This is a genomic window from Bacillus halotolerans (assembly GCF_004006435.1).
GTDB classification, from domain to species: domain Bacteria; phylum Bacillota; class Bacilli; order Bacillales; family Bacillaceae; genus Bacillus; species Bacillus halotolerans.
The window spans coordinates 756,705-780,660 of the sequence record NZ_CP029364.1 but is presented as its reverse complement, the minus strand read 5'-3'; the positions used below and the strand labels follow the sequence as shown (position 1 = coordinate 780,660).

22 protein-coding genes and 1 other annotated feature are annotated in these 23,956 nt (G+C 42.9%); of the genes, 20 read left to right on the top strand and 2 right to left on the bottom strand.

The genetic code is table 11. The features are described from left to right. Positions 1-20: 20 nt before the first annotated feature. The 8 genes from fabF to DIC78_RS03875 all read left to right on the top strand — a co-directional run bounded on the left by fabF (position 21) and on the right by DIC78_RS03875 (position 8,912). On the top strand, positions 21-1,259 hold the full coding sequence (gene fabF / locus DIC78_RS03910) for a beta-ketoacyl-ACP synthase II (protein WP_127695476.1): 1,239 nt from the start codon (positions 21-23) through the stop codon (positions 1,257-1,259). 79 nt (positions 1,260-1,338) lie between these two features. Next, complete coding sequence (locus DIC78_RS03905; RefSeq protein ID WP_127695474.1) at positions 1,339-2,124, top strand: DUF2268 domain-containing putative Zn-dependent protease; 786 nt, start codon at positions 1,339-1,341, stop codon at positions 2,122-2,124. Positions 2,125-2,313: 189 nt separating this feature from the next. Beyond that, a complete protein-coding gene (gene appD, locus DIC78_RS03900) occupies positions 2,314-3,300 on the top strand; it encodes an oligopeptide ABC transporter ATP-binding protein AppD (RefSeq protein ID WP_127695472.1) in 987 nt (328 codons plus the stop codon). After that, entirely contained in the window at positions 3,297-4,286 is a 990-nt protein-coding gene (gene appF, locus DIC78_RS03895; protein ID WP_044156397.1) for an oligopeptide ABC transporter ATP-binding protein AppF, read from the top strand. The genes appD and appF overlap by 4 nt, the downstream gene beginning before the upstream one ends. Before the next feature lie 88 nt (positions 4,287-4,374). Next, on the top strand, positions 4,375-6,003 hold the full coding sequence (locus DIC78_RS03890) for a peptide-binding protein (protein ID WP_101863854.1): 1,629 nt from the start codon (positions 4,375-4,377) through the stop codon (positions 6,001-6,003). Between the two features lie 74 nt (positions 6,004-6,077). After that, complete coding sequence (locus DIC78_RS03885; RefSeq protein WP_024120910.1) at positions 6,078-7,028, top strand: ABC transporter permease; 951 nt, start codon at positions 6,078-6,080, stop codon at positions 7,026-7,028. Between the two features lie 16 nt (positions 7,029-7,044). Further along, positions 7,045-7,956 (top strand): oligopeptide ABC transporter permease AppC, encoded by a 912-nt coding sequence (gene appC / locus DIC78_RS03880; protein ID WP_024120911.1) that lies wholly within the window; start codon positions 7,045-7,047, stop codon positions 7,954-7,956. A gap of 203 nt (positions 7,957-8,159) precedes the next feature. Continuing rightward, the gene (locus DIC78_RS03875; protein WP_024120912.1) at positions 8,160-8,912 is read left to right on the top strand and encodes a YjbA family protein; all 753 of its coding nucleotides are present in this window, start codon (positions 8,160-8,162) and stop codon (positions 8,910-8,912) included. Positions 8,913-8,952: 40 nt separating this feature from the next. Here the strand turns inward: DIC78_RS03875 and trpS are convergent, their stop codons facing one another. Continuing rightward, entirely contained in the window at positions 8,953-9,945 is a 993-nt protein-coding gene (trpS, locus tag DIC78_RS03870) for a tryptophan--tRNA ligase (protein ID WP_010333741.1), read from the bottom strand. Between the two features lie 58 nt (positions 9,946-10,003). Then, positions 10,004-10,215 (bottom strand) — a binding site (T-box leader). Positions 10,216-10,686: 471 nt separating this feature from the next. Between trpS and oppA the strand changes: the two genes are divergently transcribed. From oppA to spx, 8 genes are all read left to right on the top strand, one after another. Then, complete coding sequence (oppA, locus tag DIC78_RS03860; protein WP_024120913.1) at positions 10,687-12,324, top strand: oligopeptide ABC transporter substrate-binding protein OppA; 1,638 nt, start codon at positions 10,687-10,689, stop codon at positions 12,322-12,324. 107 nt (positions 12,325-12,431) lie between these two features. Then, entirely contained in the window at positions 12,432-13,367 is a 936-nt protein-coding gene (gene oppB, locus DIC78_RS03855; protein WP_024120914.1) for an oligopeptide ABC transporter permease OppB, read from the top strand. A gap of 3 nt (positions 13,368-13,370) precedes the next feature. Next, positions 13,371-14,288, top strand: coding sequence for an oligopeptide ABC transporter permease OppC (gene oppC / locus DIC78_RS03850; protein ID WP_024120915.1), 918 nt, complete (start codon positions 13,371-13,373; stop codon positions 14,286-14,288). A gap of 4 nt (positions 14,289-14,292) precedes the next feature. Then, entirely contained in the window at positions 14,293-15,369 is a 1,077-nt protein-coding gene (oppD, locus tag DIC78_RS03845) for an oligopeptide ABC transporter ATP-binding protein OppD (RefSeq protein WP_127695470.1), read from the top strand. Between the two features lies 1 nt (position 15,370). Beyond that, the gene (oppF, locus tag DIC78_RS03840; protein ID WP_106020545.1) at positions 15,371-16,288 is read left to right on the top strand and encodes an oligopeptide ABC transporter ATP-binding protein OppF; all 918 of its coding nucleotides are present in this window, start codon (positions 15,371-15,373) and stop codon (positions 16,286-16,288) included. A gap of 109 nt (positions 16,289-16,397) precedes the next feature. After that, positions 16,398-17,615, top strand: coding sequence for an MFS transporter (locus DIC78_RS03835; protein ID WP_127695468.1), 1,218 nt, complete (start codon positions 16,398-16,400; stop codon positions 17,613-17,615). 165 nt (positions 17,616-17,780) lie between these two features. Continuing rightward, positions 17,781-18,359 (top strand): GNAT family N-acetyltransferase, encoded by a 579-nt coding sequence (locus tag DIC78_RS03830; protein ID WP_010333747.1) that lies wholly within the window; start codon positions 17,781-17,783, stop codon positions 18,357-18,359. Positions 18,360-18,538: 179 nt separating this feature from the next. After that, positions 18,539-18,934: a transcriptional regulator Spx gene (gene spx / locus DIC78_RS03825; RefSeq protein ID WP_024120919.1), complete on the top strand. Its 396-nt coding sequence runs from the start codon at positions 18,539-18,541 to the stop codon at positions 18,932-18,934. 42 nt (positions 18,935-18,976) lie between these two features. Here the strand turns inward: spx and DIC78_RS03820 are convergent, their stop codons facing one another. Next, the gene (locus tag DIC78_RS03820) at positions 18,977-19,633 is read right to left on the bottom strand and encodes a TerC family protein (RefSeq protein ID WP_044156385.1); all 657 of its coding nucleotides are present in this window, start codon (positions 19,631-19,633) and stop codon (positions 18,977-18,979) included. A 186-nt stretch (positions 19,634-19,819) separates the two neighbouring features. Between DIC78_RS03820 and DIC78_RS03815 the strand changes: the two genes are divergently transcribed. From DIC78_RS03815 to pepF, 4 genes are all read left to right on the top strand, one after another. Continuing rightward, positions 19,820-19,945, top strand: coding sequence for a hypothetical protein (locus DIC78_RS03815; protein ID WP_120698858.1), 126 nt, complete (start codon positions 19,820-19,822; stop codon positions 19,943-19,945). Next, on the top strand, positions 19,912-20,568 hold the full coding sequence (gene mecA, locus DIC78_RS03810; protein WP_127695466.1) for an adaptor protein MecA: 657 nt from the start codon (positions 19,912-19,914) through the stop codon (positions 20,566-20,568). The genes DIC78_RS03815 and mecA overlap by 34 nt, the downstream gene beginning before the upstream one ends. A 157-nt stretch (positions 20,569-20,725) precedes the next feature. After that, on the top strand, positions 20,726-21,877 hold the full coding sequence (locus tag DIC78_RS03805; protein ID WP_106020543.1) for a competence protein CoiA family protein: 1,152 nt from the start codon (positions 20,726-20,728) through the stop codon (positions 21,875-21,877). 229 nt (positions 21,878-22,106) lie between these two features. Beyond that, a complete protein-coding gene (gene pepF, locus DIC78_RS03800; RefSeq protein WP_167492246.1) occupies positions 22,107-23,936 on the top strand; it encodes an oligoendopeptidase F in 1,830 nt (609 codons plus the stop codon). The last annotated feature ends 20 nt before the right edge of the window (positions 23,937-23,956 follow it).

Below are 23,956 nucleotides of genomic sequence, written 5' to 3'. Positions count from 1 at the left end.
AAAGGTGAGGTGCACACAAGATGAGTAAAAAAAGAGTAGTTGTTACAGGACTCGGAGCATTGTCTCCGCTTGGCAACGACGTCGATACAAGTTGGAATAACGCAATCAACGGTGTGTCCGGGATCGGTCCGATCACTCGTGTTGATTCTGAAGAATATCCGGCTAAAGTAGCCGCTGAATTAAAAGACTTTAATGTTGAAGATTACATGGACAAAAAAGAAGCAAGAAAAATGGACCGTTTCACTCAATATGCGGTTGTTGCTGCGAAAATGGCAGTTGAAGACGCAGGTCTTGAAATTACTGATGAAATCGCGCCGAGAGTCGGTGTTTGGGTTGGTTCCGGAATCGGAGGGCTTGAAACGCTTGAGTCTCAGTTTGAAATCTTCTTAACAAAAGGCCCAAGACGGGTAAGCCCGTTTTTTGTGCCGATGATGATTCCTGATATGGCGACAGGCCAAATTTCTATCGCTTTAGGAGCAAAGGGAGTTAACTCTTGTACGGTAACTGCATGTGCAACAGGAACAAACTCTATCGGTGACGCATTTAAAGTGATTCAGCGCGGCGATGCAGACGCTATGATCACAGGCGGAACAGAAGCGCCGCTGACTAGAATGTCATTCGCGGGCTTCAGTGCCAACAAAGCGCTTTCTACAAATCCGGATCCGAAAACTGCGAGCCGTCCGTTTGATAAAAACCGTGACGGATTCGTTATGGGTGAAGGTGCGGGTATTATCGTTCTTGAAGAACTTGAGCATGCACTTGCACGCGGCGCCAAAATTTACGGAGAAATCGTCGGTTACGGTTCGACGGGAGACGCTTATCATATCACAGCGCCTGCCCAAGACGGCGAAGGCGGAGCGAGAGCGATGCAAGAAGCCATTAAAGATGCGGGCATTGCGCCTGAAGAGATTGACTATATCAATGCTCATGGCACAAGCACATATTACAATGACAAATATGAAACAATGGCGATTAAGACAGTTTTTGGCGAGCATGCCTATAAACTTGCGGTAAGCTCTACAAAATCTATGACGGGCCACCTTCTAGGCGCGGCGGGCGGTATTGAAGCCATTTTCTCTATCCTTGCCATTAAAGAAGGCATGATCCCGCCAACAATCAATATTGAAACGCCTGACGAAGAATGCGATTTAGATTATGTGCCTGATGAAGCACGCAGACAGGATCTCAGCTATGCTCTCAGCAACTCACTGGGATTCGGCGGACATAATGCAACGCTAATCTTCAAAAAATATCAGTAATCATGACGCCAAACCGGCTGCCCTAAAAGGGTAGCCGGTTTTTTTCGTGCGCATAGGATAAAAAAGAGGAGGCGATAGCATGAGCGTGGAACAAACATACAAATGGTTTGAAAAAGCCGCTTCAATAGATGATCTGGCGCATTACATTGTCCCGTACTTTTCAAGAAGGAAGAAAGAAGACTGGAAAGGCATCTTGGGACATTTGCAGCATCACGGAATGTTTAAAAACATAACAGAGGGAATAAGCACGTCTTCCATTCTGAAAGAAAAAGGACTTTTCCGGCATATACAAAAAGAGGAGCAGTACCTCAAAAAGAAGTGGCAAGGACCTGACGTGCCAATCGTAGCACTGCCGGTTGATGAACGAAACAGAAGAATCCGTTTAGAATTCGGGTCAAAATCAGGGCTCGCCTTTCCAGATAAAATGTTTCTCTTTCTCTCGTCAGATATCGAATTGTCCTCGGTTTCAGCCCTTATGACACATGAATATCATCATGTTTGCCGGTTAGATCATATGACAAAAGAGGAAAAAGACGTCACATTACTTGATACAATCATCATGGAGGGGCTGGCAGAATATGCTGTTTATGAGAGGTTAGGCCAGAGTCAAACGGCTGAATGGACCACCTGGTATACCCCTCTGCAGCTTGAGGTGTTTTACGAAAAAAAGATTGCGCCCCATCTGAACATCAAACGGGGTCATCGATTGTTCGATCAGCTTTTATACGGCAAAGGATATCAGCCGAAAATGCTTGGATACGCAGTCGGATTCAATATTGTAAAAAAATATTTAACAGAGAACAGAGCCAGTACAGCAGATGGGCTGTCCATCTCTCCTGAAGCCTTTTTGAAAGCAACGCTTTAATAGAATAAAATAATGGAATTTCGTTAATAATATTACATTTATCCTAAAAAATTCTTGATTTTGCAAAATGATTGTAATAATATACAACTATAAAATTTTTCGATAATTCAATATTGTTTATTATTTCTGAATAGAGGGATTACTTTCTCTTGAAAACGTTTGACGACAAGAGGGGGAAGGGGAGCTAGCATGAGCACACTTTTAGAAGTGAATAATTTAAAGACTTATTTTTTCAGAAAAAAGGAGCCGATCCCTGCGGTGGACGGAGTCGATTTCTACATCAAAAAAGGCGAAACCGTCGCGCTTGTAGGCGAATCGGGCTCCGGCAAAAGTATTACTTCATTGTCTATTATGGGTCTCGTCCAGAGCTCAGGCGGAAAAATCATGGACGGTACGATTAAACTCGAAGACAAGGACCTCACCACATTCACTGAAAATGACTATTGTAAAATCCGCGGAAACGAAGTATCCATGATCTTTCAAGAACCAATGACCTCCCTTAATCCGGTGTTAACGATCGGAGAACAAATTACCGAAGTGCTGATTTACCATAAAAATATGAAGAAAAAAGAAGCGTATCAAAGAGCCGTCGAACTCTTGAAGATGGTTGGGTTTTCAAGAGCGGAGCAAATTATGAAGGAATACCCGCACCGTCTATCTGGCGGCATGAGACAGAGGGTGATGATTGCCATCGCGCTCAGCTGTAATCCAAAACTGCTTATTGCCGATGAACCGACAACGGCGTTAGACGTGACAATACAAGCCCAAGTGCTGGAGCTAATGAAAGATCTCTGCCAGAAGTTTGATACTTCAATTTTGCTGATTACACATGACTTAGGTGTCGTATCGGAAGCAGCCGACAGAGTCATTGTCATGTACTGCGGACAAGTCGTAGAAAATGCCTCAGTCGATGAGTTATTTTTAGAGCCCCTTCATCCTTATACAGAAGGACTGCTATTGTCTATTCCAGTCATAGATGGAGAGATTGATAAATTAACTGCGATTAAAGGCAGCGTGCCGACACCAGATAATCTGCCGCCGGGGTGCCGTTTTGCTCCAAGGTGCCCAAAAGCCATGGATAAATGCTGGACCCATCAGCCTTCGCTATTGACACACAAAAGCGGAAGGTCAGTGAGATGCTTTTTATATGAGGAAGAAGGTGCCGAACAATCATGACAGCAGCTAATCAGGAAACAATTTTAGAACTTCGGGACGTGAAAAAATATTTCCCGATCCGCTCAGGCTTTTTTCAAAGAAAAGTTGGTGATGTGAAAGCGGTGGACGGTGTTTCGTTTTCTTTAAAAAAAGGAGAAACACTCGGAATCGTTGGAGAGTCGGGCTGCGGAAAATCGACTGCCGGCCGAACGATGATCAGGCTGTACAAACCGACTGAAGGCCAGATTCTCTTTAAGGGACAGGATATTTCCAATCTGTCAGAGGAGAATTTACGAAAAAACGTCCGCAAAAATATTCAGATGGTCTTTCAAGATCCATTTGCTTCGCTGAATCCAAGAAAAACGCTGCGTTCTATTATTAAGGAGCCTTTTAACACACATCACATGTACACGATGCGAGAACGAAATGAGAAAGTCGAAGAGCTGCTTGCGAGAGTAGGCCTTCATCCGTCGTTTGCCTCACGTTATCCCCATGAATTTTCCGGCGGGCAGCGTCAGCGGATCGGCATTGCGAGAGCCCTCACGCTGAATCCGGAGCTTATCATTGCAGACGAACCGGTTTCTGCACTTGATGTATCGATTCAGGCCCAGGTCATCAACTTAATGGAAGAATTGCAGGAAGAATTTAATCTGACGTATCTATTTATCTCTCACGATTTAAGTGTCGTCCGCCATATCAGTGACAGGGTCGGAGTAATGTACCTCGGCAAAATGATGGAACTGACCGACAAGCATGAGTTATATGACAATCCGCTACATCCATACACCCAAGCCCTTTTATCATCTGTCCCGGTTACAAGAAAAAAAGGATCTGTCAAACGCGAACGCATCGTCCTGAAAGGAGAACTGCCCAGCCCGGCCAATCCGCCTAAAGGCTGTGTTTTCCATACGAGATGTCCTGTTGCAAAACCGATATGCAAGGAACAAATACCAGAATTCAAAGAAGCTGCTCCCAGCCATTTTGTGGCTTGTCACCTTTATAGCTAACTGTCGCCCGCACAGCTTTGAGAGGGGGTATGCATACTACATAAACAGCAGCTAAGAAGAACGAACATTTCAAGAGGGGGAATATCTAATGAAAAGACGTAAAACCGCACTGATGATGCTAAGTGTATTAATGGTGATGGCCATCTTTTTATCGGCCTGCTCGGGATCGAAATCAAGCAGCAGCGAGAAAAAATCAACCGGCAAACCGCAGCAGGGCGGGGACTTGGTTGTTGGTTCAATCGGTGCCCCGACACTTTTCAACTCATTATATTCAACAGATGAATCGAGTACGGATATAGAACAAATGATTTACAGCTTTTTAACAAAAACAGATGAAAAATTAAATGTCAAAATGTCATTGGCTGAGAGTGTCAAAGAGCTGGATGGCGGTTTGAAATATGATGTAAAAATCAAAAAAGGCGTTAAGTTCCATGACGGAGAAGAACTTACTGCCGACGATGTAGTATTTACGTTTAACATCCCGCTGAACAAGGATTACAAAGGTGAGCGCGGATCTAACTTTGAAATGCTGAAATCAGTAGAGAAAAAGGGAGATTACGAGGTTTTATTTACCCTGAAATACAAAGACCCTAACTTCTATAACAATACATTAGACAGCTACGGCATTCTTCCGGAGCATATTTTAAAAGATGTACCGGTTGCGCAGCTTGAAGATAATGAATTTAACAGGAAAAATCCGATCGGCTCAGGGCCTTTCAAATTTAAAGAATGGAAAGATGGGCAATACGTGAAGCTCGTTGCCAATGATGATTACTATGACGGGCGCCCGTATTTAGACAGTGTCACGTATAAAATCATTCCTGATGCCAATGCTGCGGTTGCCCAGCTTCAAGCGGGGGATATTGATTTCTTTAACGTTCCGTCAACTGATTATAAGACAGCTGAATCGTTTAATAATGTCAAGGTTGTAACAGACTTGGCGCTTAGCTACTCATATATCGGCTGGAATGAGAAAAACGAGCTCTTTAAAGACAAAAAAGTGCGCCAGGCGCTTACCACAGCGTTAGATCGTGAAACGATGGTGGAAACTGTATTGGATGGCGACGGAGAGGTCGCTTATATCCCGGAAAGTCCGGCTTCCTGGAACTATCCGAAAGGCGTAGAAGTGCCTAAATTTAAATACAATGTGAAGAAAGCGAAGAAGATGCTGAAAGAAGCCGGCTGGGAAGATACTGACGGTGACGGCATCTTAGATAAAGACGGCAAAAAATTCGAGTTTACGCTGAAAACGAACCAAGGAAATAAGGTGCGTGAAGATATTGCAGTTGTTGTTCAAGAGCAGCTGAAGAAAGTCGGTATTAAAGTAACGCCGCAAATCGTGGAATGGAGTGCGCTTGTTGAGCAAACCAGCGCCCCTAATTGGGACTATGACGCAATGGTATTAGGCTGGAGCCTGTCCACATTCCCGGATCATTACGATATTTTCCATTCAAGCCAGTCTGAAAAAGGCTTAAATAACATGTGGTATAAAAATCCAGAGGTCGATAAACTTCTGAAAGCTGCAAAATCGATCAGTGACCGTGAGCAATACTCTAAAGCGTATGAGAAGATTTACCAAAAGCTTGCTGAAGATCAGCCGTATACCTTCCTTTATTATCCAAACAACCATATGGCGATGCCAGCTAACTTAGAGGGGTATGTGTATCATCCAAAACGTGAACTATATCAGATTGAAAAATGGTGGCTTGCCCAATAATTTTCCCTTGAAGGGGAGGGAGCGAATTTCCTTCCCCATCTATATTGAAAAAGAACCACAAAGGGGACAAGAATATGGTTACATATATCATTCGAAGAACATTAGCTTCGATTCCTATCTTATTAGGAATTACAATTTTGTCTTTTGTCATTATGAAAGCGGCTCCTGGAGATCCGATGACGCTTATGATGGACCCTACCATCAGCCAGGCAGACAGAGCACAGTTTATTGAAAAATACGGCCTGAATGACCCGGAATACGTTCAATATTTAAAGTGGCTCGGCAATATGGTTCAAGGGGATTTCGGAACGTCCATTATCAGAAAAGGAACGCCTGTTTCAGAGCTGATTATAGCAAGGCTGCCTAACACACTCCTCCTTATGCTGGTGTCGACGATTTTGGCGCTGATCATTTCAATCCCATTTGGTGTGATTTCTGCAAAAAAACCTTATTCAAAACTGGATTATGGCATTACATTTACTTCATTTATCGGTTTAGCCATTCCGAACTTTTGGTTCGGTCTGATTTTAATTATGGTATTTGCTGTGAACCTCGGCTGGTTCCCAACTGGGGGAGTCGCTACTCTTAACACGGATTTTAGCTTATTAGACCGGATTCATCATTTGTTATTACCCGCATTTGTGTTAGCTACGGCAGATATGGCTGGCTTAACGAGATATACAAGGTCAAATATGCTTGATGTGTTAAACCAAGACTATATCCGAACAGCCAGATCAAAAGGCTTTAAAGAAAATCGCGTGCTATTTAAGCATGGCTTGCGGAATGCGCTATTGCCTGTTATTACGATCTTCGGTTTAATGATTCCCTCTTTTATCGGCGGAGCGGTTGTCGTAGAGCAGATTTTCACTTGGCCGGGGCTGGGAAAACTGTTTGTCGATTCGGCATTCCAGCGTGATTATCCGGTTATTATGGCAATGACCGTGATTTCGGCAGTGCTTGTCGTGGTCGGAAACCTCATTGCAGACATCCTTTACGCGATTGTTGATCCGCGGATCGAATATTAAGAGGAGGGAAACAGAGATGTCAGAGCTGCAAACAACTCCCTCGCCGGAGATCAGACTAAAAGAAAACATTTCGAAAAAACCAGAGACGATGACCAAGATCTTCTGGGAAAAATTTTCGAAAAACAAGCTGGCCATTCTAGGTGCCGTCATTCTGTTTATCATTGTTATGTCGGCTGTTTTCGCTCCTTTGATTGCACCTTACCCCCAAGAACAGCAAAGCTTGCTTGATAAGTATAAAGCGCCGGGCCTTGAACATTTGATGGGAACGGATAAATTCGGCCGCGATATTTTCAGCCGGATTTTGTATGGAGCGCGCGTCTCTTTATTGGTCGGTTTTGCTTCTGTAGTCGGTTCTATTTTAATCGGAACTGTATTAGGGGCGTTAGCAGGTTATTTCAGAGGAATTGTCGACGCTGTCATTATGCGTTTAGTCGACATTGTATTATCCATTCCGGATATTTTCTTGCTGATCACGCTGGTTACCATTTTTAAGCCTGGCGTGGACAAACTAATTTTAATTTTCTGTCTCACCGGCTGGACAACAACGGCACGATTGGTAAGAGGAGAGTTTCTATCGCTTCGTTCAAGGGAATACGTTCTGGCTGCTAAAACAATCGGAACGAAGACTCACAAAATTATCTTTTCACATATTCTCCCCAATGCATTAGGACCGATTATTGTGTCAGCAACATTAAAGGTAGGTTCAGTTATTCTCGCTGAGTCCGCGCTGAGCTACTTAGGCTTCGGGATTCAGCCGCCAATCGCAAGCTGGGGAAATATGCTTCAAGACGCACAAAATTTCACAGTGATGATTCAAGCATGGTGGTACCCATTATTTCCCGGGCTATTTATTTTAATTACCGTGCTGTGCTTCAACTTTGTCGGAGACGGTTTGCGGGATGCTCTTGATCCTAAAAATATTAAATAAAAATGAAAATCATGTTCGTTAGAAAATGTAACGAATCCCTAGAGTAAGCAGATTTCCTTTGTCAGAAAATATACGAGGAAGTCTGCTTTTTGTGTTTCTAACAGAAACCCAGTTATTCCAGATTTCCTCAATCTCTATGGAATAATTTCTCTGCACCTTGCCTATACTGTGGACAACAGTTTTTATAAAGTGAGGGGTTAGAGATGTTATTTCTTCATGATGTGTGGGTCAATTGGTTTGAAGGGGAAGAAAATGGCTACAATGTATGCCACTTTCATGAATGGCGCAAGGAAGATACGGTTGAGCTTTTGGATCAGGTGCCTCTCTTAAGGGTGCCGTCAGTATTGTTTCATTACATAGAAAACGATTTGTCAGAGCTTCCAAAAGATTTGCTTGAAGAGGTTCATCAAAAATCGTACATTCGCAAAAATCATGAACGCACAAAGCTGGAGTATTGTTTTGTTGTGACGGACGGAATCGGCATTTTGGCTGTTGATACAATCGGCTACACGATCCCTGTCAGAAAAAGCCGCCTTATTCCGCGCCAGGAGCAGCTCGTGTATGAAATGGTGAAAGATGTAGAGCCGGAAACGTATGAATTTGAGCCGAAGAAGCTGGAGTCTTCAAAAGAATATCATATCTTATCATTGGCACCAGAGCACGTCAGAGGATTAACGAGAAAAGAGCGGCAAATTAAGCAGCTTATGTTTATGGCGCTGGATCAATTAAAAGGGCTGAAAAACCGTGCGGAGATTGGTTACTGGTACACAGAGTGGAACCCGCATATGTATGAACAAATCAAACGGATGAGCTTTGAAGAGATTTGGGACATGCTGTATAACGAAACCATTGAAGGCTGGTCGGACAAGCATTTGGCTTTTTGCGAAAACCTGATCAAAGGACAGCCTTTTTTTGAGAAGCTTTGGGAAATAGAAAATGAATCAAAGGTAAATTAAAAAAAACCGCTCTTTGCAAATCGCAAGAGCGGTCTTTTTGTTATCGTCTTTTTCGGCCGAGACCCATGGCATTTTCCATTTTTTTGAGCATTTTGTTTGCTGTTCGGTTCGCCCGCTCAGCGCCTTCATCAAGAATCCGGTCTAATTCTTCGGACTCAATCAGTTCATGATAACGGTCTTGAATTGGCTTCAATGCACCGACTACCACTTCTGCCAAATCACCTTTGAACTCGCCATAGCCTTTTCCTTCGTATTTCGCTTCAAGTTCTTCAATCGTCGTATTGCCGAGAATTGAATAAATCGTAAGAAGGTTGGAAACTCCCGGTTTGTTTTCTTTATCAAATTTTACAATACCTTCAGAATCTGTCACAGCGCTTTTGATTTTCTTTTCAAGCTGCTTTGGTTCGTCCAGCAATGTAATAAAAGATTTCTGGTTCGGATCAGATTTACTCATTTTCTTCAGCGGGTCAGTCAGAGACATGATCCGGGCGCCTACTTTTGGAATCTTCACTTCCGGAATTGTAAAGATGTCGTTATATTTTTTGTTAAAGCGCTCTGCAAGGTTTCGTGTCAGCTCAAGATGCTGCTTTTGATCCTCGCCGACAGGCACAAGATCTGTTCCGTACAGCAGAATGTCAGCAGCCATCAGCGGCGGGTACGTTAATAGGCCCGAGACAACTGCTTCTTTGCCATTTGACTTGTCCTTAAATTGAGTCATTCGTTCAAGCTCGCCGATATAAGCGACGCACTGCATCATCCAACCGGCCTGTGCATGTGCGGGAACCTCTGATTGAATAAACAGTGTTGCCTTTTCAGGGTCGAGACCGACAGCTAGATAAAGCGCAGCCAGACTGCGGATGTTTTTTCTCAGCTGAAGCCGATCCTGAGGCACTGTGATCGCATGCTGGTCTACGATGCAAAAATAGCTGTTATAATCATGCTGCAGTTCGACAAACTGCTTCATTGCACCGATGTAGTTGCCGAGTGTAACGGAACCGCTTGGCTGGATGCCTGAAAAAATCGTCTGTTTCATTGGAAAATCAACCTCATTTCTTAGAACATAATAAAAAAGGCTCATTCTTCCCCTGTAAAAAAGGGACGAATGAACCGTGGTACCACCCTGATTATTCCATTAAAATGGAATCACTCTGACGTTTGTAACGGAGACTGCTCCGGCTGAGCCTACTTTTTGGTTCGGTCAGCTGCTCCAAAGTCCATTCCACATTGCCCGATATCTGCTCCCAGCACCGCAGACTCTCTTCAAACGGGTGAAATGTGTACTACTCTTTTTCATAGCAAGCTTTTCTTTTGATTGCTTCATTATAAATCAATTATAACCAATTGTCATCCTGAAAAAACGTTCTTTTTGCATGAAAATTGTAATGATATAAATAAAAGAACAGTTATAAATCGCCCAAATGATAACCGCTCTCAGCAGTTAAACAGCCAGATATTATATGTATAAAGCAATATGGATTGGAAACTTCTAAAATAGTTTTTAATCAATTTATGCTTTAAACGGCAGAAGGATATCGCGTTATTGGCAGAAAAACTAACGAAGTTTAAAAATTTTAAATTGATAAAATAATATTGCAATAAAGAATTTGTTTCATTATAATGAACTTGTTCACTCTATTGTTACAGCTTTTTTACAAAAATAATCAGAAAAGACGGAACAGAATAAAAGTTATGTAAACTTAGGTTCATTTGTCTGATATTTCTGAGGATTTAGCCGTAAGGAGCTGAAAAAATGATTATTAGGGGGTTTGTGGATATGAAAAAACGTTGGTCGATTGTCACGTTAATGCTCATTTTCACTCTCGTGCTGAGCGCATGCGGCTTTGGCGGCAGCGGTTCAAACGGTGATGGGAAAAAAGACAGCAAAGGGAAGACGACTCTTAACATTAATATTAAAACTGAGCCGTTCTCCTTACATCCCGGATTGGCAAATGACTCGGTATCAGGCGGGGTTATCCGTCAGACTTTTGAAGGATTGACACGTATTAATGCAGATGGTGAACCTGAAGAAGGCGCAGCTTCTAAAATTGAAACAAGCAAAGATGGAAAAACCTATACGTTTACGATTCGTGATGATGCAAAATGGTCAAACGGTGACCCTGTCACAGCGCAAGATTTTGAATATGCATGGAAATGGGCGCTTGATCCTAATAACGAATCACAATACGCTTACCAGCTCTACTACATAAAAGGTGCTGAGGCGGCAAATACCGGTAAAGGCAGCCTTGATGATGTGGCAGTGAAAGCTGAAAACGATAAGACATTAAAGGTTGAACTAAACAACCCGACTCCATACTTCACTGAATTAACAGCATTTTATACTTATATGCCGATTAACAAAAAAATTGCAGAGAAAAACAAAAAGTGGAACACAAATGCCGGAGACGATTATGTGTCAAACGGGCCATTTAAGATGACGGCATGGAAACACAGCGGATCTATCGATCTTGAAAAGAATGATCAATACTGGGATAAAGACAAAGTCAAACTGAAGAAAATCAATATGGTTATGATCAACAACAACAATACTGAACTGAAAAAATTCCAAGCTGGCGAACTTGATTGGGCTGGTTTGCCGCTCGGACAGCTTCCGACTGAATCGCTCCCTAGCTTGAAAAAAGACGGTTCTTTACATGTTGAGCCGATGGCAGGTGTGTATTGGTACAAATTCAATACTGAAGCGAAGCCGTTAGACAACGTCAATATCCGTAAAGCATTATCTTATGCGATTGACCGCCAATCGATTGTTAAAAACATTACACAGGGTGAACAAATCCCGGCAATGGCTGCGGTGCCGCCGACAATGAAGGGATTTGAAGATAACAAAGAAGGCTACTACAAAGACAACGATGTCAAAACGGCAAAAGAATACCTTGAAAAAGGCCTGAAAGAAATGGGCTTAAGCAAGGCATCTGACCTGCCGAAAATCAAATTATCTTATAACACTGATGATGCACATGCAAAAATCGCTCAAGCAGTGCAAGAAATGTGGAAGAAAAATTTAGGCGTGGATGTAGAGCTTGATAACTCAGAATGGAATGTATATATTGATAAGCTTCACAGCCAAGATTATCAAATCGGCCGTATGGGCTGGCTTGGCGACTTCAATGATCCTATTAACTTCCTTGAGCTGTTCCGTGACAAAGACGGAGGAAATAACGATACCGGCTGGGAAAATCCAGAATTCAAAAAACTTCTGAACCAGTCACAAACTGAAACTGATCCAACTAAACGTGCTGAGCTGCTGAAAAAAGCAGAAGGTATTTTCATTGATGAAATGCCAGTAGCGCCAGTTTATTTTTATACGATTCCTTGGGTGCAAGACGAAAATCTGAAAGGAACCATCATTACTGGAACCGGAGAAATTTATTTCAGAAACTCGTACTTTCAATAAGTCTTATTTGTGAAAACAAAAACCTCAAGGTATATGGGGACCTATTTCCCATATACCTTTCTTACTGATGGATTGTAAAAATGTAAAAACCATGGAGGTGTTCCCCCTTGCTAAAATATATCGGAAGACGTTTAGTCTATATGATTATCACATTATTTGTGATTGTAACCGTGACATTCTTCTTAATGCAAGCAGCACCGGGCGGGCCATTTTCAGGTGAGAAAAAGCTTCCGCCTGAAATTGAAGCAAACTTAAATGCGCATTATGGCCTGGACAAGCCGCTGTTTGTACAATATGCGAGCTATTTGAAATCAGTTGCAATGTGGGATTTCGGACCGTCATTTAAATATAAAGGTCAGAGTGTTAACGACCTGATCAGTTCAGGTTTCCCCGTTTCATTCACTCTTGGAGCAGAAGCTATTCTCCTCGCTTTAGCGTTTGGTGTACTGTTTGGGGTGATTGCAGCCCTTTATCATAATAAATGGCAGGATTATACCGTCGCGATTTTAACGATCTTTGGTATTTCAGTTCCGAGCTTTATCATGGCGGCTGTGCTGCAATATGTGTTCTCCATGAAGCTTGAGCTGTTTCCGGTCGCGGGGTGGGAGTCCTGGTCATACACCTTTTTGCCTTCCATCGCACTTGCTTCCATGCCGATGGCGTTTATTGCCAGACTTTCCCGTTCAAGCATGATTGAAGTGTTAAACAGTGATTATATTCGTACAGCGAAAGCGAAAGGGCTGTCGCGTCCTGCAGTTACAGTGCGGCACGCCATCCGAAACGCGCTGTTGCCAGTCGTTACATATATGGGCCCTATGGCCGCTCAAGTTTTAACTGGAAGCTTTATCATTGAAACCATTTTTGGTATCCCGGGGCTTGGTTCACACTTCGTAAACAGTATTACAAACCGTGATTATACGGTCATTATGGGTGTAACGGTGTTCTTCAGTGTCATCCTGCTTTTATGTGTATTAATCGTAGACGTGTTATACGGCATTATTGATCCAAGAATCAAGCTTTCCAAAGCAAAGAAAGGAGCCTAGGCCATGCAGAACATTCCAAAAAACATGTTTGAACCAGCCGCAGCGAATGCCGGCGATGCTGAGAAAATAAGTAAAAAGAGCCTTTCCCTCTGGAAAGATGCGATGCTACGCTTCCGCAGCAATAAGCTTGCGATGGTCGGGCTTGTTATTATTGTTCTCATTATTCTCATGGCGATTTTTGCGCCTGTTTTCTCAAAATATGATTATTCGACTACTAATCTCTTAAATGCGGATAAGCCGCCTTCAAAAGATCACTGGTTCGGGACTGATGATCTAGGAAGGGACATTTTCGTCCGTACATGGGTAGGTGCGCGAATTTCAATCTTTATCGGTGTCGCGGCCGCTGTTCTTGACTTGCTGATCGGTGTGATTTGGGGCAGTATTTCAGGGTTCCGCGGAGGCAGAACAGATGAGATTATGATGCGTATCGCAGATATCCTTTGGGCTGTTCCTTCATTATTAATGGTTATCCTGCTGATGGTCGTTCTTCCGAAAGGGCTGTTAACGATTATTATTGCCATGACGATTACGGGCTGGATTAACATGGCCAGAATCGTTCGCGGACAAGTGCTGCAGCTGAAGAACCAGGAATACGTGCTTGCGTCGCAGACACTCGGGGCGAAAACATCCCGTCTGCTGTTTAAACATATCGTGCCGAACGCAATGGGTTCTATTTTAGTCACGATGACACTAACTGTTCCAACCGCGATTTTTACAGAAGCCTTTTTAAGCTATTTAGGACTTGGTGTTCCGGCTCCTCTTGCAAGCTGGGGAACGATGGCTTCTGACGGATTGCCTGCATTGACCTATTATCCGTGGCGTTTGTTTTTCCCTGCCGGTTTTATCTGCATTACCATGTTTGGTTTTAACGTTGTCGGCGACGGATTAAGAGACGCATTGGATCCTAAGTTACGTAAATAAGGGAGTGATACGGGTGACACGCCTATTAGAAGTAAAAGATTTAGCTATTTCATTTAAAACATACGGCGGAGAGGTTCAGGCGATCCGCGGAGTGAATTTCCATCTGAATAAAGGAGAAACATTGGCAATCGTCGGGGAGTCAGGCTCTGGAAAAAGTGTGACATCTCAAGCGATCATGAAGCTGATACCGATGCCCCCGGGTTATTTTAAACGCGGTGAGATTTTATTTGACGGCAAGGATTTAGTGCCGCTGTCCGAAAAAGAAATGCAAAATGTACGGGGGAAAGAGATCGGAATGATATTCCAAGATCCGATGACCTCTTTAAATCCGACAATGAAAGTCGGCAAACAAATTACGGAAGTGCTTTTTAAACACGAAAACATTTCAAATGAAGCTGCGAAAAAACGTGCTGTTGAGCTGCTTGATTTAGTAGGTATCCCAATGCCGGAAAAACGGGTCAACCAATTTCCGCACGAGTTTTCAGGCGGGATGAGACAGCGTGTTGTCATTGCGATGGCACTTGCGGCGAATCCGAAGCTGTTAATTGCCGATGAACCGACAACTGCTCTCGACGTGACCATCCAAGCGCAGATTCTTGAATTGATGAAAGAATTGCAAAAGAAAATTGACACGTCCATCATCTTTATCACTCACGATCTCGGTGTTGTGGCTAACGTAGCCGACAGAGTTGCCGTGATGTATGCGGGACAGATTGTAGAAACCGGTACGGTAGACGAGATTTTTTATGATCCGAGACATCCGTATACTTGGGGGCTGCTGGCATCCATGCCGACACTTGACAGCTCAGGAGACGAACAGCTGACGGCAATCCCGGGCACGCCGCCTGATTTGACAAATCCTCCAAAAGGAGATGCCTTTGCGCTCCGGAGCTCATATGCGATGAAAATTGATTTTGAACAGGAGCCGCCAATGTTTAAGGTTTCCGATACTCATTATGTGAAATCGTGGCTGCTTCATCCTGATGCGCCAAAGGTAGAGCCGCCTGAAACGGTAAAAGCGAAAATGCGGACGCTGGCGAATACGTATCAAAAACCTGTCTTAGTGAGAGAAGGTGAATAAATTGACGGAGAAACTATTAGAAATCAAACATTTAAAACAGCACTTTGTTACGCCGAGAGGAACGGTTAAAGCCGTAGATGACCTGTCGTTTGATATCTATAGGGGCGAAACATTAGGTTTGGTTGGTGAATCTGGCTGCGGTAAATCGACAACAGGCCGAAGTATCATTCGGCTGTACGAAGCAACTGATGGCGAAGTGCTGTTTAACGGTGAAAATGTTCACGGTAAAAAATCCCGCAAAAAGCTGCTCGAATTCAACCGCAAAATGCAAATGATTTTCCAGGACCCATATGCATCGCTGAATCCGAGAATGACAGTCGCAGATATTATTGCTGAAGGCCTCGACATTCATAAGCTGACGAAAACGAAGAAAGAGCGTATGCAGCGGGTTCATGAGCTCCTGCAAACAGTCGGTTTAAACAAGGAGCATGCCAACCGTTATCCGCATGAATTTTCCGGCGGACAGCGGCAAAGAATCGGGATCGCGAGAGCTCTTGCCGTTGATCCTGAATTTATTATCGCGGATGAACCGATTTCTGCATTGGATGTGTCTATTCAGGCACAAGTCGTGAACTTAATGAAAGAACTCCAAAAGGAAAAAGGACTCACCTACTTGTTTATCGCCCATGATTTATCAATGGTCAAATACATCAGCGACCGTATCGGAGTGATGTATTTCGGAAAGCTGGTTGAACTTGCGCCGGCAGATGAACTTTACGAAAACCCGCTACACCCGTATACAAAATCATTGCTTTCTGCCATTCCGCTTCCTGACCCGGATTATGAGAGAAATCGTGTCCGCCAGAAATACGATCCGTCCGTGCATCGGCTAAAGGATGGAGAAAAGATGGAATTCCGTGAAGTAAAACCAGATCATTTTGTGATGTGCACGGAAGAAGAATTTAAAGCCTACTCATAATAAGTTGAAAATCCTTCAAAACAAATGTTTTGAAGGATTTTTTTATACAGGCTGATAGAAAGTAAGAGTCATATCTTTTACAATTAGAGGAAAAACGGAGGCGGACACTATTCAAATTATTCATCAGAAAAATGTCTTTGCGCTGCTTCTGTCGCAATCTCTACAATCTTTAGCTGGAGTACTAGTGACAATCGTTTTAATGGTAAGGGTCTATCAAATGACCGATTCTGTCTTTTTTTCGGGTCTTATTTTATCATTCATGTCGTTTGCAAGTGTTGCGGCAAGCTTTTGCATTTCAGATGCACTCCATAAGCTTGGTTTTAAAAAGGTGCTTGCCGGTGCAAGTCTGCTGAGAGCGGTCTTTGCGATGCTAATCGCATACAGTGTCAGCCAAAACGGAATTTCCTCCTTGATCATGACGCTGCTGTTTGTTTTTTGTTTTTCATTTTCGGGCGCCTTTTTTCAGCCTGCAAGGTTCGCGCTGCTGCCTGTCATTGTTTCAAAAGAGCATTACGTGAAAGCGAACGGCGTGATTTCACTCGCTAATCAATTGTTTTTAACAGCTGGCTGGGGACTTGGAGGTTTTCTTACATATGCTGTATCTTTTGAGTTCGTTGTCGGCAGTGCCATATGCCTGTTTGTCTTTTCCGGAGCTTTCATCAGCCTGCTTCATGTGAACGATGAAGGAATGAAAAGAACAGCTGAAACAGCATCTGCCAGAAGTGTATGGAAGGATTTGATGACAACCCCGATTGTAAGAGACATCACTGCAATGGACATGATAGAAGCTCTAGCCGGCTCAGTTTGGTCATCTGCCATTCTTTTGGCTTTTACAGTGGCTGTTCTGCATGAAACAGAAGTGTGGTGGGGAATCTTTAACGCTTCTTATTTTATAGGTGCTATGATCGGCAGTGTCATCGCCATCCATTTTTCTGCATTTTTTGAGCGAAACATGGGGTACGCGATTATATTCAGCTCACTTGTAATGTCAGTGCTGACATTTTTCTTTGCGGTTTCTCCCTTCCCATTTTTATGCGCCCTGGCTTGCGCGGCGATGGGGCCTTTTTATCAGGTCAGAGATATTTGTCAGGAAACCGTATTGCAGGAGGTCATTCCGGCACATAAGCGCATCGGGATCATGGCTGCCAAAAACGCGCTGTTGACTCCTTGGTCTGGTTTTACTTATTCCATCATGGGACTGCTGGCTGATGCTGCTGGTGCAAAAACAGCTTTTATTTCGGCGGGTGTATTATATGGCATGACTTTTTTGATTGCGTTGGCACAGCCCGGCCTGAGTCGTTACAAACGGGAAAAACACGCGAATTGAGCATGACAAACATCTCCGGTGGAACGACGAATCGTCTTACTTGCCGAAAAAAAATGAAACCATGCGGAACGTTCGTACGTCTTTATAGATGTAAGGCTGTTTAAACAAGAAGAAATGGGGTATATCTAAAAGTATGAAGACAACGAACTCATAAGGAGCAAATCAATGAACTGGTACGAAAAGCTTAGCGAGTACTTTCCAATTGAAGAATTGAAATCAAAAGCGCATATGGAAGCTCTCTTGAAAGAGCGAAGCGATATTTATCATAAAGACGAAGGCAAGCATCATATTTTAATGTTTGCGGAATTTGAATCTTTTATCTTCGTTGATTATCTGTATGTGTCAAAAGATGCAAGAGGGCAGGGGCTTGGCGGCAAACTGATTGCCAAGCTGAAAAAGAAAAATAAGCCGATATTGCTTGAGGTGGAGCCTGTGGACGAAGATGATGCTGATACAGAAAAACGCCTGAGATTTTATCAAAGAGAGCATTTTAAGCATGCTCAGTCAATTGGGTACCGGCGCCGGTCATTGGCTACGAATGAAGTCAACAAGATGGAGATTCTGTACTGGTCACCGAAAACAGAATCAGAAGAAGAAATTCTTGAAGCCATGAAACAGACATATGAAAACATTCATACTTATAAAGATGAGAAATGGTACGGGGAATCATACGAAAAAACGGATGAAGTCCTGACACTCATTGATGAAGAAAAGCAAAAAAATATTTTCGATGAGTTAAGCTAATTGAGAATGCAAACACATGAATAAAATAAAAATTTGCTGGATTGACACATTTTTTTCTTAGGACACTGTTCACACTTACTTTTTTATAGTATAATACCTATAAAGATTCCTTTTTTAGAGTAATTTCAATTTAAGAATAAAATAGATGTTCATCCTACTAATTAGAGGAGTGAAGATGAATGGTTACATTATACACATCACCAAGCTGTACTTCATGCAGAAAGGCGAGAGCGTGGCTCGAGGAGCATGAGATTCCTTATGTAGAAAGAAACATTTTCTCTGAACCTTTATCAATTGATGAAATAAAACAAATCTTAAGAATGACTGAGGACGGAACAGATGAGATCATCTCAACCCGTTCAAAAGTATTCCAAAAATTGAATGTGAACGTTGAATCAATGCCGCTGCAAGACTTGTACCGCTTGATCAACGAGCACCCAGGTTTGCTTCGCCGTCCGATCATCATCGATGAAAAACGTTTGCAGGTCGGATACAACGAAGACGAAATCAGACGTTTCCTGCCAAGAAAAGTCCGCTCTTTCCAATTAAGAGAAGCACAGCGTTTGGCAAACTAATAGATCGCACGTTAAAAAGAAGGCTGAGACATCAGCCTTCTTTTATTTTTCAACCTGCTGATAATAAATGCTGGCAAGGATGACAAAGACGACGGTTAAAATGGGGAGAAGCGCTTCAACGGCGCCGTGCTGAGCCATAAAAAAAGACAGCTTTTTATCCCGGACAATCATTTCTCCGCCTGTATAAGCCAATAATCCGCTTCCCGCATAAATCAATAAAGGTATTTTCTCAAGCGCGATGTGGATAAGTTTGCTGCCCCAAATAATTACCGGCACCGATACACACAGACCAATCATAACGAGAGAAAGCTCACCGTGCGACGCTCCTGCGACAGCAATAACATTGTCTAGCGACATAAACAGGTCTGCGAGTACAATTGTTCGTATGGCTTTCCACAGAGAGGTGCTGCTTTTGACATGCTGGGCGTCTTTTTTTTCAATTAATAGCTGGTATCCCAAATATAGAAGGAAAATTCCGCCGGCGCATTGCAGGAAAGGAATATTCAAAAGATAAACCGCTGCGCTTGTTAATCCGATTCTCATCGCAACGGCGATAAATGTTCCGAGAATAATGGCTTGCTGTCTTTGCTTGTCCGGTAAATTTCGGCTGGCCATGGCGATCACGACTGCATTATCGCCGCCGAGAATCAGATCAATTCCGACGATAAGCAGCAGCGATATCAGATAGTCATGCTCCATGAATCGGCACCTCGCTTTCGTTCCATCGCTTGTACCACTAATATATGAAGCGGGACGCAATTTATGATAGCGGTGCGGAAGACAAGCCATTTTTTGGCCGAAGATGCATTTTTATTTCTTTTGTGACTGATTTATCATAAAATAGAAATACAAAGGAATTCACACTTGCCTTGGTTCAAGGTTAAGATGTGGACGGAATGGGTAAAGTGTAGTAAAGTACTATTAATCGGGAGCTTAGATGTCCCTTCAACATCTTATATAGAAGGGAAGGTTGGCAAATGGAAATTGAAAGAATTAACGAGCATACAGTAAAATTTTATATGTCTTATGGAGATATTGAAGATCGCGGTTTTGACAGAGAAGAAATTTGGTATAACCGTGAGCGCAGTGAAGAACTATTCTGGGAAGTTATGGATGAAGTTCATGAGGAAGAGGAATTCGCTGTTGAAGGTCCTCTTTGGATTCAAGTTCAGGCACTGGACAAAGGATTAGAAATTATCGTCACCAAAGCCCAGCTTTCCAAAGACGGACAAAAGCTCGAACTGCCGATTCCTGAGGATAAAAAGCAAGAAGCAGCATCTGAGGATCTTGACGCCTTGCTGGATGATTTTCAAAAAGAAGAGCAAGAAGTCAATCAGGAAGAAAAGGAGCAAAAGCTTCAATTTGTCTTGCGGTTTGATGACTTCGAAGATGTAATTTCTCTATCTAAATTAAACGTTAACGGAAGTAAAACGACTTTATATTCGTTTGAGAACCGATATTATTTATATGTGGATTTTTACAATTTGACTGATGAAGAGGTTGAAAATCAGCTAAGTATCCTGTTGGAGTACGCGTCTGAATCCTCAATCAGCATACACCGTCTTGAAGAATACGGCAAGCTGGTTGTGTCAGAGCACGCTCTTGAAACGATAAAAAAACACTTTGCATCATAGCAGACCGATTTCTTGACGGAAATCGGTTTTTTTCTATTTCAAAACAACATATTGAAGCTGGAAAATCAAAAACATACATAGAGGCAAAACATCAGCGAACAGGAGTTCATCGGTTATTTCCAGAAAGAGTTATGAATCTGGAAAGGAGAGATGACAATTGTTTAGTGCTGTGACAGAAGACGGCCAAGTGTTTCACCTTATAGGCAGGCAGAGGAGAGAACAATTAAAGCAGACCAGATTTTTCTGCCCGGTGTGTGCAGAGGAGCTCGATGTGAAGCTAGGGTCTCAGAAAGCGCCGCATTTTGCCCATAAACAGAACAAGTCTTGCACGATAGACATAGAACCTGAGAGCGCCTATCACTTAGAAGGAAAACGGCAGCTTTATGTATGGCTGAAAACGCAAAAGGCTTCCCCGCTCTTAGAGCCGTACGTGAAAGAGATTAAACAAAGGCCCGACATCTTGGCAAAAGTAAAGGGGGATACGCTTGCAGTTGAATACCAATGCGCGACTCTCGCTCCAGATGTCTTTCAAAAAAGAACAGCCGGTTTCAAACAAGCAGGACTGATACCGCAGTGGATTCTTGGAGGCAGCCGCTTAAAACGGACATCATCATCCTTTTACCAGCTGTCCGCTTTCCATTGGCAGTTTATCAATGCCAGTCCGAACAGTGATCTGTTATGCTACTGCCCCGAAACACATTCTTTCCTGAGGCTCAGCCGCATGATCCCGTTTTACACAACCCATTTTTACTGCTCCGTCCAAACGATTCCAATCCGCCAGGCAGCGGCTGAAGATTTATTTTGCACGGAACCAGATTCTTCGTTTAAGCACTCAGATTGGACAGGAGCCATTCTCCGTTTTCGCCGCAAAACTCATCGCTTTCTCTCTAAAGATATGAATCGGATCAGGCTTCTGTTTTATGAAAAACGGCAAACACCTCTCTCTTTTCTTCCGACAGAGGTGTTTGTTCCTGTAAAGAAAGGAGCTGTTTTTAAGAGCCCCGTTTTTGTATGGCAGGGCTATCTTTATCTGTTTATTACGGATCTTGGATATAAACATGCGCCCATTCGTTTTTCAGCCGTTTTGCAGCACTGCAAAATACACATTCATAAAAAGAACATTTTGCTAAGAGGCGTATACAGGGATCAGGATTTCATTGAGGCGGTTAAACAGTACATTGAGTTTTTGTGCAAGAAGGGATTTTTGAGGGAGACTCAGAAAGAAGTATATGTGCTGAATCAGCCCGCAAAGCGCAGCCAATCATTACAGGATCTCATTGAAAAAGACAGAAGCTGTTTTATCGAATGAGTTTTCCTGATTTGGCTCACCCTAAGACAAAGGTGGTGGGCTGGTTGTGAGAAGCACAAAAGGAAAGGTTTTTCGTGTTTTTACTGCTTTTTTGGCATTCGTTCTCTTCATAACTGCATATGATTTGACAAATGACAGTGAAAAACCGGAAGATATTCACAACACAAGTTTATTGAGAAACAACCGTTTTTTCAATTGGCTTGAATCAAAGAAAACGAGGGGGATCACCATGGCTGAGGAAAAAAAAGCTAATCAACTGCCTGACCGAAGCGAGGTTAAGGTAGAGGACACATGGAGACTAGAGGATATTTTTCCTAGTGATGAGGCCTGGAATAAAGAATTTCAAGCTGTCAAAGAATTAATACCGGATTTATCTAAGTATAAAGGCAAGCTGGCTGATTCAGCTGATCATTTATACGAAGCCCTTACTTACCAAGATAAGGTGATGGAGCGTTTGGGCAAACTTTACGCATACGCGCATATGCGCTCAGACCAAGATACCGGGAACTCCTTTTATCAGGGGCTTAATGATAAGGCTGGAAATCTGTATACACAGGCCGCAAGCGCAACAGCCTATCTTGTTCCGGAGATTTTATCCATAGAGGAAGACAAACTGCAGCAGTTTATTCTTGAAAAAGAAGAGCTGAAGCTTTACTCACACGCGATTGAAGAAATCACAAAGGAACGCCCGCACGTGCTGAGCGAGAAGGAAGAAGCGCTGCTGGCTGAAGCTTCTGAGGTGCTGTCTTCGTCGTCAAATACGTTCAGCGTGTTAAATAATGCCGATATTACATTCCCATCTATTAAAGATGAAGAGGGAAATGAAAAACAGATCACTCACGGCAATTTTATTAATTTCTTAGAAAGCGAAAACCGCGAAGTCCGCAAAAATGCGTTCGACGCTGTATATAAAACATACGGCCAATATAAAAACACAATGGCGACTACCTTGAGCGGGACTGTGAAAAAAGACAACTTCTACGCAAGAATGAAAAAGTACAAATCAGCACGAGAAGCTGCGCTTTCTAACAACAGTATCCCTGAAGAGGTATACGACAATCTCGTCAAAACGATTAACAAGCATCTTCCGCTGCTGCATCGTTATATTGCACTGAGAAAGAAAGTGCTTGAGCTGGATGAAGTGCATATCTATGATCTGTATACACCGCTTGTGAAGGATGCGGGGATGAAGGTTACGTACGAACAAGCTAAAGATTATATGCTAGAGGGGCTTGCACCTTTAGGAGAAGAATACCGCTCTATCTTAAAAGAGGGGCTTGAAAACCGCTGGGTTGATGTTTATGAAAATAAAGGGAAACGCAACGGCGCTTACTCTTCTGGAACATACGGCACAAATCCGTATATTTTAATGAACTGGCATGATAACGTCAATAATCTCTTTACGCTGGTCCATGAGTTCGGCCACTCTGTTCACAGCTACTATACGAGAAAACACCAGCCATATCCTTACGGCAATTACAGCATCTTTGTCGCGGAAGTTGCCTCCACGACAAATGAAGCGCTGCTTGGTGAATATTTGCTGAACAATTTAGAGGACGAAAAACAGCGTTTATATATTCTCAACCATATGCTTGAGGGCTTTAGAGGAACCGTCTTCAGACAAACGATGTTTGCAGAATTTGAACATCTTATCCATATAAAAGCGCAAGAAGGAGAGCCGCTGACACCTGAGCTCCTGACCAATGTATATTATGATCTGAATAAAAAGTATTTCGGAAACGACATGGTGATTGATAAAGAAATCGGACTTGAATGGTCAAGGATTCCGCATTTCTATTACAACTACTATGTATATCAGTATGCGACAGGGTACAGTGCGGCCCAGGCGTTAAGCAGCCAAATTTTGAAGGAAGGCAAGCCTGCGGTTGACCGTTATATTGACTTCCTGAAAGCGGGCAGCTCACAATATCCGATCGACATCCTGAAAAAAGCGGGCGTTGATATGACGTCTCCAGAACCGATTGAAGCTGCGTGCAAAATGTTTGAGGAAAAACTTGATGAGATGGAAGAACTGCTGTTAAAAGTAAAGCAGTCTTAAAAAAATTGCCTGTGCATAAA

Coding starts and splice junctions, on each gene's coding strand:
- mecA (WP_127695466.1), top strand. CDS start 19,912: ATGGAAATTGAAAGAATTAACGAGCATACAGTAAAATTTTATATGTCT.
- fabF (WP_127695476.1), top strand. CDS start 21: ATGAGTAAAAAAAGAGTAGTTGTTACAGGACTCGGAGCATTGTCTCCG.
- trpS (WP_010333741.1), bottom strand. CDS start 9,945: ATGAAACAGACGATTTTTTCAGGCATCCAGCCAAGCGGTTCCGTTACA.
- DIC78_RS03830 (WP_010333747.1), top strand. CDS start 17,781: ATGAACTGGTACGAAAAGCTTAGCGAGTACTTTCCAATTGAAGAATTG.
- DIC78_RS03820 (WP_044156385.1), bottom strand. CDS start 19,633: ATGGAGCATGACTATCTGATATCGCTGCTGCTTATCGTCGGAATTGAT.
- DIC78_RS03815 (WP_120698858.1), top strand. CDS start 19,820: ATGTGGACGGAATGGGTAAAGTGTAGTAAAGTACTATTAATCGGGAGC.
- DIC78_RS03875 (WP_024120912.1), top strand. CDS start 8,160: ATGTTATTTCTTCATGATGTGTGGGTCAATTGGTTTGAAGGGGAAGAA.
- DIC78_RS03905 (WP_127695474.1), top strand. CDS start 1,339: ATGAGCGTGGAACAAACATACAAATGGTTTGAAAAAGCCGCTTCAATA.
- oppA (WP_024120913.1), top strand. CDS start 10,687: ATGAAAAAACGTTGGTCGATTGTCACGTTAATGCTCATTTTCACTCTC.
- DIC78_RS03885 (WP_024120910.1), top strand. CDS start 6,078: ATGGTTACATATATCATTCGAAGAACATTAGCTTCGATTCCTATCTTA.
- pepF (WP_167492246.1), top strand. CDS start 22,107: ATGGCTGAGGAAAAAAAAGCTAATCAACTGCCTGACCGAAGCGAGGTT.
- oppC (WP_024120915.1), top strand. CDS start 13,371: ATGCAGAACATTCCAAAAAACATGTTTGAACCAGCCGCAGCGAATGCC.
- spx (WP_024120919.1), top strand. CDS start 18,539: ATGGTTACATTATACACATCACCAAGCTGTACTTCATGCAGAAAGGCG.
- appF (WP_044156397.1), top strand. CDS start 3,297: ATGACAGCAGCTAATCAGGAAACAATTTTAGAACTTCGGGACGTGAAA.
- appC (WP_024120911.1), top strand. CDS start 7,045: ATGTCAGAGCTGCAAACAACTCCCTCGCCGGAGATCAGACTAAAAGAA.
- DIC78_RS03890 (WP_101863854.1), top strand. CDS start 4,375: ATGAAAAGACGTAAAACCGCACTGATGATGCTAAGTGTATTAATGGTG.
- appD (WP_127695472.1), top strand. CDS start 2,314: ATGAGCACACTTTTAGAAGTGAATAATTTAAAGACTTATTTTTTCAGA.